Raw genomic sequence first — 16929 nt, forward strand, 5'->3', positions numbered from 1 at the left:
CATGCCGAACCCGGCGTCCGAAGCCGGACTCGAACTCCACGGGGCATGGATCCCCGGCATCCCCCTGGGCACGTACACGCTCGACGTCAAGCAGACGGTGCAGGGGACGGGGAAGAATCCATTCGATTGGACGTTCGCGCCCGGTGCCCAGGAATTCACCGTCGGAGCACGGCGGTTCAGCCTGACGCCCGCCGACGTACTGGCGACCTTCCCGGCCCCCGGGTCGGCCGCGCCCGCCGGCCATCTCCTGCCCTACGTCTCGCTGCGCGACCCCTATCTCCCCTGGGAACGCGCCGAACCGGCCCCGGCCGTCTGGGGCGAAGCACCCACCATGGCCGTGCTGGTGCTGTCCGGTGACGAGGCGGCCCACCTGACCACCGCCACCGGTCAGGCCGCCGACCTGCTGACCAAGGACCCGGGCGGCGCCCTCCTGCCCGCCATCTCCGTTCCCCCGCCGGACACCCCGTGCACGGTCATCGATGTCCTCGTGGCGGACCTGCGGGGCCGGCTGCTGCCCGACCCGGTCAAGACCCTGCCCCTGCTGACGCACGTACGCCGCGAGATCCGGCAGGACCAGGCGGCTGCGGGAACCTCGGGAGCCACCGGCACCCCGCTGTCGGCCCACGGCACGGTCATCGCCTCCCGCTTCCCGCGGGCGATGCCCGACCCCACGACGCCGGACACCCGGAGCAAGGACACCCCCTGCCCCTACACGGCTCACCTCGTCTGCCTGACCGGGCACGAGGAGCACCTCACGGACCAGGGCCTCGATCCGCAGAAGAAGCTGCGGCTGGTGTCCCTGTGGTCCTGGTCCTTCCTCACTCCCGCCGTTGATCCGGAGACCTACGCCGACGCCTTCCGCCGGATGCTGGAGAACCACAAGGACGCCCGGCAGGGCGACCGGCTGCGGTACACCCCGACTCCGTCCGCGCCGGCCGCAGTGCGCGAACGGCTGGGAGCCGGCTACGTCCCCATGAACCACGGCCTGGTGACGGGTGAGCAGACGGCGTCGTGGTACCGGGGGCCCTTCGGTCCCTGGCCACCACCGCAGATCGCGTCCGTGCCCGCACATCAGCCCTTCAGCTGCGCGGACGAGGCGCTGATCTACAGCACTGCCGAGTGTGCCTTCGACATCAGCCTGGCGGCTGCCTGGAACATCGGCTACCAGCTGATCCTGGCCCGCCGCGATCTGTTCGGCAGGCTCCTCACCCTCAAGCACGACGCGCAGAAACGGATGATGTCCCTGGTACGGGCCGGCGCCGCGGGGCCGTCCGCCGCCGGATCCCCCGGCATTGCGGAGACGGTGGTGGCGGCGGCTCTGGACCCCCGTCCGCTCCGCCGCCGGTTCGAGGACATGATGACCGGCCACCGGGACAAGTCGACGACACCGCTGGGGACCGACATCACCGCCGCCCTCGGCCACGCGTCCGAGGCCCCCATGGCCCTTCAGGTACCACAGGCCGAGGCGGAGTCGGGCGGGGCGGCGCCGGGAGCGTACGTCCCCTTCAGCCGCGACGACCGCCCGCCGGCCGAGCACGCCGCCGCGCTCGTCTCGCACCCCGGTGTCGCGCGTCGGCTCAAGGACGCCCTGCGCCGACGGCACCTCCCCCGGCCCCGGGCGACCGCCTCCGCCGACCCGGGCGGCGCCGGGGATGCCGAGGGTGCACAGGAGACATGGCTGTGGGACGCAGTGGACCTGCTCATGGTGCTGCCCACCTGGTATCTGATGCCGTTCTCGGACGCGGTCCTGCCCACGGACAGTGCCCGGTTCTTCTCGGTCGACGAGCGATGGCTCAGCGCCTTCGGCGACGGAATGCTGGCCGTGGGCTCGCACACCGCCGTGGACCGGCTGCTCGAACCCCTGCTGGCCGATGTCGTCTTCAAGCCCCGCGATCCCGACCGGGCGCCCGAATGCGGCCTGGTGATCCGCTCCGAGATCATCCGTTCCTGGCCCGCCCTGCACGAGCCGGGGGGACCGGACGCCGGCGCGATGCCCGCCACGACGACCGACCCGGGGTTCTTCCGCATCAACGGCGCCCGGCTGATCGCCCGGACCCTGATCGGCCATGACACGGCCCTGCTCCTGTTCGACCGGCGCCCCCAGGCGATCGTCCTGCGCGAACCCGGGCACGTCATGGAGTTCGGACTGGACAGCGCACACGGGACGAAGTCCGTTCGGAACCTGGACGGTTCGGCCTCCAAAGAGCAGGTGGACGTGTACGGGAAGTTCCTCAGGGACGCGCCCGGCAAGGCCGTCAGCCCTTGGCCCGGGCATCTTCCGGAATCCCTGGACGTCCAGGCACTGGCCCGGCGGTTCGGGTGCGCGGACAAACCGGCCGAGTTCGCCTTCCAGATGCTCAACCTCCCCGCCACCTTGACCATCACCCCGCCGCCCCTCCCCTGAAGGCCCAGAAGATGCCCCGCACGCAGGACACGCCGCTGATCGTGCCCATGGCCGTAGACGCTTTCCTCTTCACAGGAGGCGGCAACGAGACCCCGGGCATGGACCGGCGGGCGACCAGTCTCGACCGGCTCATCGACCACGCCCCCATGGGACTCGCCCTCGACCCCGAGGAACCCGAGGCCGACGACGACAACATGGGGATCTACCTCCAGTGGGAACTGCCGACCGCACTCCGCACCGGCCTAGGAGTCCCTCTGCCGGTGACCGGCGGCCTCGCACCCGTACAGACAGGGGAGTTCCCCCTGATCCCCAACCGGTGGCTCGTCATCCGCCGCGCCTTCGCCACCACCGAGACCGTGAAACAGCAGACGCTCCACTGGCTGATCCGCGCCGACACCCCGGTACCCGACGACAACGGCGGACCCGGCGGCGGGCGCAGCGAGACGACCCCCGCGGCCGTACTGCCCGGGCCCCCCGGCGAAGACACCGGAACGTACCCCACCCAGGCCGAGTACGGCGTCGCCTACCCGATCACCGTCGGCTCCACGATTCCGGCGGAGCCGCACCCGTGGCAGGGCACCGGGGATCCGCTCTTCCTGACTGCCAACAGCACGGGGCTGCCCGAGTTCAGCTCATACCAGCCGTACCACCAGAACATCCTGTCCTTCCACGACCAGTTCACCGACCTGACCGCTACGCAGCAGGCCCTCGGTGCGGGTAAGCGGGAACTCACCGTCAGCTATCTGGTGGTGGGCTGGTACTCCCACCAGACCTCCGACGCCCTGAACCCCGGTACCGCGAAACTCCGCGACACGCTGACCGAGTTCGGCTGGGAGCTGCCCGGCACCGAGGATCCGACCGTCACCGGAACCGTGTACGCCGGGACGGTGCTGGGTGTCCCGTGGAAGGAGGACCTCGACCCGGGCAGGTATCAGCCGCTCATCGCCGGCCCGGACCCGTTCAGCCTGGACGCCCGTCCGGACCCGGCCCAGGTGGGGATGACCATCGGACAGTCGTCCATGGAGGCGTGTGCGGCGGCCGTGACCCGCTCGAACCTGCTGACGCCCGAAGAGGCACGTCTCTTCAGCGCCTTCCAGCACCACCTGCTGGACGCCCCAGCCAACCCCGGACTGCCCGACCACACCGACGAGGCGGACGTCTTCCAGCACGCCTTGCAGTACGGGGAACACGCCTGTGCCTTCGTCGCTGCCGCAGGAGGCCACCGCTGGCGTCTCATCGATCCCAGCACCACACCGCTGACCACGGAACAGGAAACGGCCGCGGCGCGGATCAGGCAGAAGCTGGTCCCCCTCAACGAGGCACAGACCCAGTACGAGGTGTCCGACGGCCAGTGCCGGGATCTGCTCACCACCCTCAAGGGCCTGTGGTGGATCTCGATGTACTACACCGACGACGGCCCGCAGGAAGCCGACGCCGCAGCGGTGACGGCCCTGCAGAAGGAACTCACCCAGCGGGTGACAGGCCGCCAGAACCTGCTGGCCAAGCTCAACACCCTCGCGGCCGGCATCCGGAAGGACCTTGCCACCGGCAAGCTCCCGCACCAGTTGCAGCCCACCCCCGGGGCACCGTTCCTGCGGGCGGCCAACCCGGCCGTCGTCCTGCGCAACCTGCGAGCATGCCGACGGACCACCGACCCGGACGGCTATCTCGGCGGCCCGCTGCCGGTCCGCCGCCCGCCCGCCCCGACCGGCCCGCCCCTGCCGGTGTACGACATGTTGAAGCCGCTCCTCACTCCGCCCGCGCTGGCTTGTGTGACGCCCCTCGCCCAGGAGTTCGACGCACTGGTCGACAAGGTGATCCAGGGAGTGGGAAACCGCAATATCAACTGTGCGTCCGTCAGGGGCAGTACCGGCACCGGCCTGCTCGCGGGCGCGCCCGCCACCGACCCGTACACCCGCTGGTGGAACCAGCCCTGGAAGCCGGCCTTCCTCGAATGGGCCGCCGACCTCTACCCCAGCCACCTCAGCAAGAGCACGCAATCCGCAGCCCACCCCTACACCCTGGGCACCGAAAACCCTACGCCCACCGCCTTCTCCCCACCCACTCCCATCCCCCAGTACTTCCACGACACGAGCCCGGCAGGCGGCGCTCCGCGCAGGATTCCCGAACCCGCCGTGCGCTGCCTCTCCTACTTCGCCACCGCCCACCCCCTCCTGGAGGACCACACCCGCTACCGGCTGCTCCACGCCGCCTCCCTCGCGCCCACGAAGGCCGCCCGAGATGCCTATGTCGCGCTCGATAGGAAGATCAGCGAACACACGTGGAACCTGATCTCGGCCACCCTCACCGGAGTCAACGAAGCGTGCGCGGGCCGCAGACCGGACAGTCCCCTGCCCACACGCAGCGCCGCTCTGCCCCGCACGGCGCACGACGACCTCACCTACGCGCCGCCGCCGCCGACCCAGACGGAGAAGACCTGGTTCAGCACACCGGACCCGGCCGTGGTCACCGCCCGCACCCCTCATCTACCGCTCAGCAAGACGTACTACACCGCCACCAGGAAAGCCGACGAGAAGGCTCTCGGCGACGAATACTTCCCGCCGGTCCGCTCGGGACAGCTGCACGTGCAGAAGCTGGTCGTCCACGACGCGTTCGGCCGCCTGCTCGACCTCGACCTGTGCAAGCTCCAGGTGGCCGAGCCCCTCTTCGTCAGCGACGACGCCAAGAACGACACCCGCACCTACACCGTCCGCGGCGACGACGACCCGATCGGTGGCACCGGGCTCGTCGATCTGCGCCCCCGACTGCACCAGGGGGCACGGCTCCTCTTCGACTACCTCACCACCGGCCCACACCCGCAGCCCGTGTCCACGCTGCCGGACCCCGACGCCGCCAACCCCGTACTCGGCTGGCTGATGGCCACCCAAGCCGGCAATCGCCACTCACTGCTCTGCCACGCCCCCGACGGCACGCCCCTGTACGACCTGCACTGTCTCGGTGCCGCTACGGCTGCCACGGCCCGTCCGCTACCCGGCTGTCCCTACACCGCGGACCCGCTCACCGACGTCCGATTTCCCCAGGAGCACCCCGACCTCTTCGCGTTCCTCAAGCCGCTCCTGAAGCACAGCGGCGCCCAGGGGCACCTCGCCGCCCTCCTGTCGAGCCTGGACCAGGGCCTGGCCCAGACCGCGCCGCCTTCCGTGCCCGGACCCGACAGCCACGGCCTCGCGCTGATGATCGGCAGGCCCGTGGCCCTCGCCCGGGCCCGGCTACGGCTCGAACTCGACGCCCCACCCTTGCGACCGCCCACCATCGAGGCCCTCCGCCACGCCTCGTACGAGCCGCACGACACCCCGCCCTGGCCGGTGGCCCTGGGCAGCGCCCACCTCCACACCGACGGGCTGCTCGGGTACTTCACCGACCCCGGCTTCTCCGTCTTCCACACCCCCTACCCGGCCGACACCGGAGTGGAAGAGCAGCCCCGCTACACCAGGAAGGCCGAACCCACCGACATCACCGTCACCCCCCAACAACCCGGCACACAACCAGTCGGCACCGACATCACGCTCCTCGTCTGCCCCCACGCCAGCACCTACGCCACCCTCGACATCCTGCCCACCACAGCACTCACCCTCTCCGCCGCCACGCTCGACGCCGTCCTCGCCAACATCCGGCCCGTCATCCCCGTCGGCCCGCTGCTCACCCCGCCGCTACGCCCCGACGCCCGCGTCCTGCGCACACCCACTCCGAGCCTCGGTACGGACACCCCCGCGTGGACCTTGGCCGAACTCACCGACGCCACCGCGACCACGTGGACCCACACCGACACGGCGCCTCCCAGGCCCGCCGACCAGTCGCCCGCCCCCGTCACCCACGCCCGCAGCGGATACCTGACCCAGGCGCCGAACACACAGGAGCCGACCCATAGCTGAGCGGCAGACAGCACACCTCCTCCCGACCGAAGCCAGACATTCCCCATGAGGTCCTCGGCACCGACCACAGCACCCGGACCCAGGCCCACTCCCACCGAGCCCCGGACCGGGACGGGCCGGCATGGGGAGGACCACCGCCCCTGCCCCCCCCTCCAGCCCATCGGCCGGGCACCCGGGACCTGCCCGGACGGTCCGTTCCTTCCCGGCCGCCCCACCACAGCCGCCATCACCCCTCAACGGAGACGGTCATGCCTCTGCGGGTCGCCGAATTGCCCGAACTGTTCAAGAACCGCACCACCTACACCCTCACAGCCACAACCTTGGGCGAAGACCCCCGCTACACCGCGTTCTTCGCCGACCAGGTCAAACCCGTCGTCGGTGCCGACGGGTTCGAGCTGGACGGCCCGGACGGCGGACCACTGGCCTACGACGCCGACCAGCTGGTACTGCGTGGCGTGAAGGACAAACAGACCAGGCAGGTCACCTTCCTGTCCCACGACGGCACAACCGTGACAGGACTGCTGGCCGAAGCCGACCTGCCCGGCGGCACCTGGGACGTCCCCCTGACATCCGGGAAGACCTTCTCCCTGACAGCGTTCAACACCCTCGGATTCAAAACTCCGCGGGCGGTCATGTCCCTGCCCGACACTGCCGCGAACCCGGCCGGCACCTACGGAGCGGTCACCTTCACCTCCGGCGACAGCGCCGCCCCGACCCGCCACAAGCTCTACGTCGCGCCCCTGAGCGTCAGCAGCCGCCAGGTGTTCGGGAAATTCCAGGGCCTCACCCTTACCGGCCTGTCCGCCCTCGCCGACGTGCCGGTTTTCTCCGGCGTTGCCAAGGCCGGCCTGACACTGCCCGACAAGCTGCCCACACTGAAGGGCCTGGAGCTCACCGAGGCCTGGGGCATCTTCGACGCGACCACGGCGAAGATCGCACGCATGGGCGGCCGTGTCGAACTCACCCCGAAAGAACCCTGGACAGTCATCGACAAGGTCCTCACCCTCACCTCCCTCGCCGTTCAGGTCGATGCGGCCCTCGACGAGGACGGCCAGTCCAGCCTGACCCTGGAAACCGAGGGCCAACTGCTGGACACCGCGGTCAGGTGCAGCGCCACCCTTCCCGATCTCCAGTTCAGCGCAGCCCTGTTCCCCCCGGACGACAGCCCCGCCGGCCGGCACATCAAAGACCACCTCGACGGCCTCGACGTCCCCGCCGACCCGACCTACCTCGCCGTCAGCGGGTCGCTCACCGACAAATCCTGGAGCCTGGACTTCGCCGTGGCCGGCGGCACCTGGACCCTGGGCGACCTCTCCTTGACCGCCCTCACCGGCCACCTCACCGGACAAGGCGCACGGATCACCCGGGCAGCCCTCAGCGGCGGCTGCTCCTACCACCCCGTCGACATCAGCGTCACGGCCAGCCGCACGACGAGCGCTCCCGGCGCCGACTGGTCCCTCACCGCGGAACTGACCCTCTGCCTCAGCCAGGACGTCACCCACAGCACCGACGCCGACTTCCTGCGGTTCAAGACCGAGGTCACAAAGGCCGGGGGCCACGTCACCGTGACCGGCAAATGGAGCAGCACCCCCGGCATCCCCGTGAAGAAACTGGTCGGCCTGTGGTGGGACTCCCCGCCCCCGTGGCTGGCCGACGGCCAACTGACCCGCCTCGACGCCACCTACACCACCCAGGGCGGCTCCGGCATGGCCGTATCCGGCGAAGTCGGCAGTCTCACCATCTCCGCAGTCCAACTCGCCGGCACCTCCCGCCCCCTGCAAGCCGGGGGCGCCCCCGCGCCCGCATGCGAACCGGCCCCCGTCCCCTCACCGGAAGAACGGCCATGAACAGGCACGAACCATGCCCGCCATCCCCCGCCGCCCTCCGGGCACGGAACCGCCAGGGGACACCGCCCGCCCTCCGTCCGCCCCGGGCGACGCCGCACCGCCCGGCAGGAATCCGACCCGCACCCGGAAATCCGCCCCACCCCGACACGGTGGCGCACTTGGTCCGGCAGGCCCTGTCCCACCCCGGGCAGCTTCTGCCCGACAGCATCCGGACAGAAATGGAAGCGCGACTGCAGGCGCCCTTCGCCGACGTCCGTATCCACACCGGCCCCGACGCCAGCCTGTCGGCGGCCGCGCTCGGAGCCCGCGCCTACACCGCCGGCAGCCACATCGTCTTCCGGCACGGCCACTACCGCCCCGACACGCCCGCAGGCCGCCTCCTCCTGGCCCACGAACTCGTCCACGTCATCCAGCAACGCGTCGGCAAAACCCCCCGCCAAATGACCCGCCATCACACACTGGCTGTCGGCAGCCCCCACGACGGCCTCGAACACGAAGCCGAAGCGATCGCCCGGCGCAGCCTTCGCGGCCCGCTGCCTCAACCGCCGCACACCACCGCACCCACACCCCCGACACCGCCCGGTCCTCTCATCGTGCAGCGGTACACCGAGGGCTCCGTACAACTCGGTAAAGAGACGATCCCGGTCCGGATCTCCGAGAACGGAAATTACATCCTGGAAGGGAAGTTCGACTACCCGAACGATGACAACCTCGACCACACCAGAATCTGGTGCAGAACCGGCGCCCGGCCGCCGGTGCACTCGAAGTGCGACAGGAAGGTCACGGTGCTGAAATACAACGGGAAGAATTACAAGGCGTACGTCGGCGAGCCGCTCTTCCTGGCGGACTGCCTTCACTCGGCCGAAGAAGTCACGCGCGGAAAAACCCTCCAGCAGGGCAAGGATTACTCCTGCGTCAAGGGCACGGCGAAAAATGCGAAACCTGCCCTCTTTGGAGTAAGTGACAAGGACAATGTCAAGAAAGCCAAAGAATACGGCGCCGCGGATCGCGGCAGCGGGGCTTGTCCGGACTTGCGCGAAGCCTTCTGCATCGTGGAGACACGGTACAAGAAAGAGGGAGGCGAGGAGGTGCCGGACAACGACAGCGGCTTTCCCTACCACGCTGCCGCGGTTGTCGCGATCGACGGAAAAGACCGGATCACCCTCGAGGGCATTGCCAGCACCGAAGACGCCGTGGCCGGGATGGGAGAGGAAGGCGTATACGACATCTACACCGCCGCCCCGGGGAAGCCCAGCGTCCAGGAAGAAGACCCGCCGACCAGGAAAGACTTTCACGGAAGACACAGCTGGTCGAGGGGAGATCATCGCGAAATGCAGCACACGTTCAGTACTGAAGCCATCACCATCTGCCTGGTGAAAATCCCTGGTACGGAAAACGTGCCGGACGCTGCGGACCGCCGCCTCTACACCACGAGCGAAAAATGCAAAGAATGCATGGGGAAAGTTAAGGAAAACGCGGACGCCCCCAAAAAGCTCGAATGCAAGGGAGGTGACTACGACAATTACTGGATCTGGGACCAGAGGCAGGACTCGGCCGGCGGATGAGGCCCCCGGCGGCCGTCCCGGGGAAACCTGCCACGCGGCCCTGGGCGGTGCGCGGTGCGGCGTCAGTCTCCGCTCCGGGCAGGACTTCACCGAAAACGCGCGCTGCCTGCCCCGGCACGGTGTCTGTCCGAGTGCGCGGAGAGAGCCGACACGCCATCCGTGCCACCTGTGCCTGGGTAGCGGTTTCATCGTGCTGATCGGTACCGGCGTACGGTCCGAGGTCGCCTCCGGGAGTTCCCGCAAGGCTCTTGGGAGGACCGGACGAAGCCCGCTCGCTCCCGCTTCCCAGGAGGCGCCGACAACTGTGATGTGGAATGGGGTGCCGGTTCCCGGGCGGGGATGGAGACGGCTTCTGGCCTGTGGCGGTCGGCAGCCGAGGGGCGACAGACAGCCCGGCCGGTGCCGCCCGGTGGGATGCGGCTCGGCTCGCGGTTTGCACGATCCTGCTCCTACCGCCCGGGTTGCTGTCGTCTGCTTCCCTGGACGGGATGTGTGGGCGTGGTAGCCGGAAGCATGCGTGAGGCGGTCCGGAAGGGCCTGAGGGGGCCCTACCGCCAGTCAGGACGCTGCGTCGCAGAAGGGGACAGGTAGCAAGAGCCGGTATCAGGTGGTGGCACCGGCTGTGCCTGCTCACCGGTGACCGGTCGGTGTACCGGCACGAACTCGCCACGCTGCCGCCGGACGCGCTGACCGTCGTCGACGTCGACACCGGCGACCCGGACGCGACCCGTCGCCGTACCCACTCCGGCGGGGCTGATCAACACCACCGACGCCTGGGGCGTGCCCGCCGCCGAACTTGCCGCAGACTTCGGACTGCCGGGCCCCGACCCGGAGGCTGTCCGGCTGCTGCGCGACAAGCCCCGGGTACGCGCCCTGCTGCCCGGGCACACCCCCGTCGGGCAGCGCGGAACACGGGAAACACCGCATGAACCGTTCCGATTTCGCCAACGACTGCGCACGACCACCGGACACGTCTGCGGCGCATCCGGTACCGGACAGTCGCACGCCCCGTACACGCACGCATGTCGGGCCGACAGCCCGCCGCGCTCGCCCGCCTCGGGAAATCCACGGATCCGGGGCCGTTCCCGGCCGCGCGGTCACGGACCAGTACCACCGGGGCCCCGGGCATGCCGGACGCGATCCACGGGAGGGGGCTCCGGCCGCACCACAAGACCTCGACAAGGTGAGCCCGGCTTCAGCAGTGGTCCTGGGCCAGAAGCCGTCAACCCGCCCGAGGCCTCTCGTGTCCCTGGCTACCGCATGTCGTTGGAGCAGGGCGTGGCGACAGGCGTCGGAACGGCGGCGCCTGCGACGCCCCGCAGAACTGAGGAGATGAGAAGACCGCCACATCCAATGCCCATATCGGGCCCTGACAGTCACACACCGCTCTCGCATCAGATGAATCCATTGGCGCCGCGTGCATGGTGCGCGGAATTTTCGGCAGCGTACCGGGCGTCATCTCGCAAAAAGGAGGACCTGCATGGCTGACAAGTACGTCTATCTCGCCGTGGGCATGGACAAGACACGGCTCTATCGTTTCGATCCGACCGACTGGGACATCGCCCTGGTCGACAAGGTCCCCGCGTACCAGGGGTATTACGCGGCGATGGCCGAGCAGGACGGCATGTTGTACGCGCTGAGCGACCACAATCTGGTGACGATCAACCCGGAGGGTGGCTCGCCCGTCCCGCAGCCCGTGGAGGGTTTAAGTCTCTCGGGGCGGTGGTTCTGCGGAGACATGATGCCCGGTGGAACAACGCTGATCGCCTGCGCCGGTCCGACGGACCACACGTACGAGATCAACCTGGCCACCAGAGTGGCGACCGCTCTCAACCCGGCCGGCCCGGGGCGGTGGGACGACTGGTCGTACCACCCCAACGACGGCCGGCTCTACGCCGTGGAGGGTGACAACGGCAACTTGCTCTACATGGATTTCTCCCGCAATCCGGCTGAAGTCACACTGAAGAAAGCTACGTTCCCGCTTGCCGAGAAAAGCTCCAGCGGCGGCCGTAAGGCGTATTCCGCTGTTTTCTTCGACGAGGATGGCAATTTTTATGCCATCGACTCCAAGGGGAACGTGAACGTTCTGGACCTCACGGCATCGACCAAGAGCGACCCGGTCACCGAAGAATCCGTCGGCTTGTCGCGCAGGATTGGCAATACGCCGCTGCCGGTGGGTGACCTGGAAGTATTGAATGCGGCGGGTCTCATCAAAAAGATCCCTGTCATCCCGCCTCCGGTGATCACGGAGCCGAAGGACCAGGCATCGGTCTTGCCCGATCAGGTGGTGCGGGGCACGGTGGCCGAAGGGGTGGACGCGGTCCGGCTCCTTGAGGACGTCGGCGGCTCCCAGAAGCCTCTGGGCGCGGCGCAGTTGTCCGGCACCGACTGGACCTACACCCCGGCAGCGAACTGGTCCGACGGCAATCACACCATCCTCGCGGTGGCCTGCAAGGGCAAGCAGGACTCTCTTCCCGCGACGGTCCACTTCACGGTGCACGAGGCCCCGGTCTCCATTCCGGTGATCACGGAGCCGAAGGACCAGGCATCGGTCCTGCCCGATCAGGTGGTGCGGGGCACGGTGGCCGAAGGGGTGGACGCGGTCCGGCTCCTTGAGGACGTCGGCGGCTCCCAGAAGCCTCTGGGCGCGGCGCGGTTGTCCGGCACCGACTGGACCTACACCCCGGCAGCGAACTGGTCCGACGGCAATCACACCATCCTCGCGGTGGCCTGCAAAGGCAAGCAGGAGTCCTCTCCCGCGACGGTCCACTTCACGGTGCACAAGTCCCCGGTCAACATTCCGCTCACCATGGCCGGGCCCAAGTCGGCCGACTCCGGAACACAGATCACGTACACGGTCACTGTCGAGAACTCAGGACCGGGCCCAGCGCCCGACGCCGAGGTGGCGGGTGTGATTCCCGCCGAACTGTCGGAGCTGAGCCTGGCCATCGGTGAGTTGTCCGGCCACGCCACGGCAGGAGCAGGTTCCACCGCCGGCGGGATCCTCAAGCAGCCGCTGAACCTTCCGATGGGCGGCAGGGCTGTCATCCTTCTCACCGGGACGATCAAGAAAAATTACACCGGCAGCATCACGTGTACCACTGAGATCAAAACGCCGGGCCGCACCAACACCGCGACACAGACCTCGGGATCGGTCACGACCAAAGTCGTCGAGCCGAAGGTGCTCGTGACCATCAAGAAGGTGAATGGATTCCCGCAGTCCTATCCGCCGGAACACACGGGGTGGGTGTGCTCCTACTCATTCGAACTGGGCGCGAACAAAGAAAGGGTCACGCTGTGGGAGCTGTCGTTCGACGGCCTGCCCAAGCAATGCACGCTCAATCCCGAAAACCGCCCGGAGTGGCTGATCGTCGTGAAGGACGGCAGCGACGGCGAAGTCATCGTCCGATCGAAATCGGGTCACACCATTGATCCGGGTACGCCACTTCCCGTGACTCTTCAGCTGCTGTACTTTGGCTCCTCGAAAATCACCTGCTCGGAAACCCTCCAGAATCTCCGCGCGATCGAGCACATCGAGTAGCCGAAGGCATTGGCCCGCTAGGGCGCGTGCATGGCATCGCGCCCCGCACGCGCCCGCCGGGCGGGTGGCAGGGGAGACGCGCACCGCACGCACAGGACGCACCGCCATGACATCGCCGGTCCGGCACTCCCTGGCGCCCGGCCGCCGGTAGCCGGCTGGCCAACGGTGCCCGCGCTTCGGGAGAGGGGCAACGCCATGACGAACTGGGGAGTCGCTGTCTCCACGGGTCTTGTTCCTGACGGTGGTGATGCGTCCGCGGCGTGGGGGCCGACGGCAGGCGGGAGGGCGATTCTCCATTCGCGCTCTCGGTGTACCCGGAGGCGCCGTTCGTGATCACCGCGAACGCCTGACGCCCGCCGGATCGTGCAGACGCATGGTCGCGAAGGTGGGACAGGACGGTGGGACGGGATCACGCGGCCCATGAATGAGACGGTCGGCAAGTTCTCGGGCCACGTGCTGGGAGCGGGCTGAACCGAACGGGCGCCTACGCTACGGAGCGGTAAAAGAACCGTAAAGCACAAGCAAAATGCCTGGATTGCGTGGACTGTGATGATCGCGTGAGGCTTTGGGGCGCATCGAGGCGGGGAACCGGCCGGGAACGTGGCAGGCTTGGGTGCATGGCCCAGATCAACCCCAGCATCCTGTCCGCCGATTTCGCGCGTCTCGCCGAGGAGGCGAAGGCCGTCGAAGGCGCCGACTGGCTCCATGTCGACGTGATGGACAACCACTTCGTGCCCAATCTGACGCTCGGTGTGCCGATCGTCGAGGCGCTGAGCAAGGCCACGGGTACGCCGCTGGACTGCCATCTCATGATCGAGGACGCGGATCGCTGGGCTCCGCAGTACGTCGAGGCGGGCGCCGGTTCCGTCACCTTCCACGCGGAGGCGGCGGCGGCGCCGGTGCGGCTGGCCCGGGAGATCCGGGCGAAGGGGGCGCGCGCCTCGATGGCGCTCAAGCCTGCGACGCCCATCGAGCCGTACGAGGATCTGCTCCCCGAGCTCGACATGCTGCTGATCATGACGGTCGAGCCGGGCTTCGGCGGCCAGGCGTTCCTGGACATCATGCTGCCGAAGATCCGCCGCACCCGTGAGCTGATCTCCAAGCACGGCCTCGAACTGTGGCTCCAGGTGGACGGCGGAGTGTCGGCGGCCACCATCGAGCGGTGCGCCGAGGCCGGTGCGGATGTCTTCGTCGCCGGCTCGGCGGTGTACGGGGCGGCCGACCCGGCCGCCGCGGTGACGGCGCTGCGCGCGCAGGCGGACGCGGCCACGGCCGCGGCGCCCTGGGCGTGCGGCCACTGAACCAAGCGCAGATGAACGCGGCCCGACGGGGCCGATCAAGGATCGCCGGATCTGACAGGATGAGCGGCGTATCGGGCGTGTGAACAGCAGTGAGGAGATCGCGGTGTCTGGCATCTCGGCGGGTCGGTCAGCCATGCGGATGGGACCCGCGGAGCTGGTGCAGGCGGCGGCCATGGCCCGCCGGTTCTACCTTGAGGGAAAGTCGAAGATCCAGATCGCCGAGGAGTTCGGCGTCAGCCGCTTCAAGGTGGCCCGGGTCCTGGAGACGGCCCTTGAGCGTGATCTCGTACGGATCGAGATCCGGGTACCGGCCGAGCTGGACGCCGAGCGCTCGGACGCGCTCCGTGCGCGCTACGGACTGCGGCACGCGGTGGTCGTCGAGTCCCCGGCGGAGGAGAAGGAGGACGCGGCCGACCCGGAGAACCTGGGCGAGGTCGCCGCCGATCTCCTGGGTGAACTGGTGAACGAGGGCGATGTGCTGGGCCTGGCCTGGGGCCGGTCCACCATCCATATGGCGGCGGCGCTCGACCAGCTCCCGCCGTGCACGGTCGTGCAGCTCACCGGGGTCTACGACGCGGGGACGGCCGAACGCGGTTCTGTCGAGGCGGTCCGCCGGGCCGCCCAGGTGTCCGGTGGTGAGGCGCACCCGATCTACGCGCCGATGCTGCTGCCGGACCCGGCGACGGCGGCCGCGCTGCGCCATCAGACGGGTATCGCCCGCGCCTTCGAGTACTTCGACAAGGTGACGGTCGCCGCGGTCTCGATCGGCTCCTGGGAGCCGGGCATCTCCACGGTCCACGACATGCTCTCGGACGAGGAGCGGTCCCACTACGCCTCGCTCGGGGTCGCCGCGGAGATGTCCGCGCACCTCTTCGACTCCGAGGGCCGCCGGGTCGGCCGTGACCTGGGCGAGCGCTGCATCACCGTGGAGGCGGACCGGCTGCGCCGGATCCCCGAGGTGGTGGCCATCGCGGGCGGCCAGCGCAAGGCGGCGGCGATCGGTGCCGTACTGCGCTCAGGGCTGGTCACCAGCCTGGTGACGGACACGGCGGCGGCCGACTACCTGCTCACCGAGTCGGCGGCCGGATCGCGCCCGGCGCTGGAGCGGGCCGACCCGGACGGTGAGTGACCCGGTCACTCGGCGACGGACGGACATGACGGAGGCCGGGCGCTGTGCGAGCGCCCGGCCTCCGTCGTGCCGGTCTCAGACGGTGCGGTTCCCGTCCGCCGCGCACCGGGCCGCGTGCTCCGCGGCGATGCCCAGCACCGTCTCCTCCAGATACTGCTCGGGCCTCTCGTACTGGCTGACGTCGGCCGGGTTGTAGCGCGGGGTCTGCCGGGACCAGTCCAGGTTGCCGCGCATCCAGCTCCGCATGCCGTCGAGGTAGGGCACGAGCATCCCGGAGAGCTCCGGATAGAGCTCCAGCAGCTCGTCCTCCGCGGTCAGGAACCGCTCGGTCTCCGTCGCTATCCGTGCCGCGACGTGGTCCAGAGCCTGCTGTTCCCCCAGGCCCCGGTGGTGGCGCACCAGGTGGACGAGGTTGTGGATCTCGCCGAGGACCTGCTCCTTCTCGAAGGAGTACACGTCATTGGCCCAGCACACGACATTGCACGAGGCTTCCAGGGCGGTGATGAACCGGGGATCGTTGTGGATCGACTCCGGTGCCTCGATTCCGGCCACGATCTCTATCAGGTCCATGCAGACCTGGATGGCTCCGGTGTGCCGCCGGTTGGCGATGTACGTCTCCTCGGACGGCACCACGTCGTCGGCCCGGTTCCCGGCCTCCCAGGTGGTGGCCGTCGTGAGGTACATGACCAGATGCCAGGCGAAGCGGGTGCGCCAGTGCGGAGCGGCACTCGGAGTCGTACGTTCCCAGAGGTCGGCCAGGGCGATCACGGCCGCCGGGACCTCCTCGCCGGGCAGCGCGGCGGGGGCGGAGCCGTCCACCACGGCGCGCATCCGGTCGACCACGTCGCGCACCCGTTCGGGGCTGCGGCCGAGGTGGCCGTCGTCGAGCTGGTCGTCGACGAGAAACAGCCAGACGAACCAGTCGGCCACCAGATCGAGGTGTTCACTGTCGGCCGTCGGGTAGACCATGCCGACGAACGCGCCGAAATCGGCCTGTTCGAAGCGGTTTCTCGCCGACTCGCGGTGCACCAGTCCGGTACGGCGGGTCCAGGCGTCAATATGGTCCCGGGTGTGACCGACATGCGGGTTGGTCCGCTGCGGGAACGGGCAGTAGATGTCCGGCAGTTCGCTGTCCACAGGCGGATCTGGATCCTCTCCGGTCAAACGGGCGTGTCGGGTTGTTCGACAGCGCCTGCGCGACGCTGCGGTGACACCCGAGACCTGCGGATTTGAAGCTACCTGACCCCTT

The 16929-nt window shown here is 69.0% G+C and carries 8 protein-coding genes and 1 pseudogene; 8 read left to right on the forward strand and 1 reads right to left on the reverse strand.

Annotation, left to right across the window (positions count from 1 at the left end; genetic code table 11):
* Position 1: 1 nt before the first annotated feature.
* The 8 genes and pseudogenes from OG413_RS25230 to OG413_RS25265 all read left to right on the forward strand — a co-directional run bounded on the left by OG413_RS25230 (position 2) and on the right by OG413_RS25265 (position 15680).
* Positions 2 to 2404 (forward strand): hypothetical protein, encoded by a 2403-nt coding sequence (locus tag OG413_RS25230; protein ID WP_266808976.1) that lies wholly within the window; start codon positions 2 to 4, stop codon positions 2402 to 2404.
* An 11-nt stretch (positions 2405 to 2415) separates the two neighbouring features.
* The gene (locus tag OG413_RS25235; protein ID WP_266808977.1) at positions 2416 to 6297 is read left to right on the forward strand and encodes a hypothetical protein; all 3882 of its coding nucleotides are present in this window, start codon (positions 2416 to 2418) and stop codon (positions 6295 to 6297) included.
* 248 nt (positions 6298 to 6545) lie between these two features.
* Positions 6546 to 8144: a hypothetical protein gene (locus OG413_RS25240; protein ID WP_266808979.1), complete on the forward strand. Its 1599-nt coding sequence runs from the start codon at positions 6546 to 6548 to the stop codon at positions 8142 to 8144.
* Positions 8145 to 8302: 158 nt separating this feature from the next.
* The gene (locus OG413_RS25245; RefSeq protein ID WP_266808980.1) at positions 8303 to 9709 is read left to right on the forward strand and encodes a DUF4157 domain-containing protein; all 1407 of its coding nucleotides are present in this window, start codon (positions 8303 to 8305) and stop codon (positions 9707 to 9709) included.
* A gap of 614 nt (positions 9710 to 10323) precedes the next feature.
* Positions 10324 to 10579 (forward strand): annotated as a pseudogene (locus tag OG413_RS25250) (argininosuccinate lyase); the annotation flags it as partial.
* 610 nt (positions 10580 to 11189) lie between these two features.
* Complete coding sequence (locus OG413_RS25255) at positions 11190 to 13250, forward strand: hypothetical protein (protein WP_266808982.1); 2061 nt, start codon at positions 11190 to 11192, stop codon at positions 13248 to 13250.
* A gap of 617 nt (positions 13251 to 13867) precedes the next feature.
* Complete coding sequence (gene rpe, locus OG413_RS25260; RefSeq protein ID WP_266808984.1) at positions 13868 to 14551, forward strand: ribulose-phosphate 3-epimerase; 684 nt, start codon at positions 13868 to 13870, stop codon at positions 14549 to 14551.
* Between the two features lie 139 nt (positions 14552 to 14690).
* Positions 14691 to 15680, forward strand: coding sequence for a sugar-binding transcriptional regulator (locus tag OG413_RS25265; RefSeq protein ID WP_266810354.1), 990 nt, complete (start codon positions 14691 to 14693; stop codon positions 15678 to 15680).
* A 75-nt stretch (positions 15681 to 15755) separates the two neighbouring features.
* Here OG413_RS25265 and OG413_RS25270 read toward each other — a convergent pair whose 3' ends face one another.
* Complete coding sequence (locus OG413_RS25270) at positions 15756 to 16817, reverse strand: terpene cyclase (protein WP_266808986.1); 1062 nt, start codon at positions 16815 to 16817, stop codon at positions 15756 to 15758.
* Between the last annotated feature and the right edge of the window lie 112 nt (positions 16818 to 16929).

Source organism: Streptomyces sp. NBC_01433, from assembly GCF_026340105.1.
Lineage (GTDB): Bacteria > Actinomycetota > Actinomycetes > Streptomycetales > Streptomycetaceae > Streptomyces.

Bases quoted from the DNA above. Each gene is read 5' to 3' on its own strand.
- OG413_RS25230 (WP_266808976.1), top strand. From the start codon at position 2: ATGCCGAACCCGGCGTCCGAAGCCGGACTCGAACTCCACGGGGCATGG.
- OG413_RS25235 (WP_266808977.1), top strand. From the start codon at position 2,416: ATGCCCCGCACGCAGGACACGCCGCTGATCGTGCCCATGGCCGTAGAC.
- OG413_RS25240 (WP_266808979.1), top strand. From the start codon at position 6,546: ATGCCTCTGCGGGTCGCCGAATTGCCCGAACTGTTCAAGAACCGCACC.
- OG413_RS25255 (WP_266808982.1), top strand. From the start codon at position 11,190: ATGGCTGACAAGTACGTCTATCTCGCCGTGGGCATGGACAAGACACGG.
- rpe (WP_266808984.1), top strand. From the start codon at position 13,868: ATGGCCCAGATCAACCCCAGCATCCTGTCCGCCGATTTCGCGCGTCTC.
- OG413_RS25265 (WP_266810354.1), top strand. From the start codon at position 14,691: ATGGGACCCGCGGAGCTGGTGCAGGCGGCGGCCATGGCCCGCCGGTTC.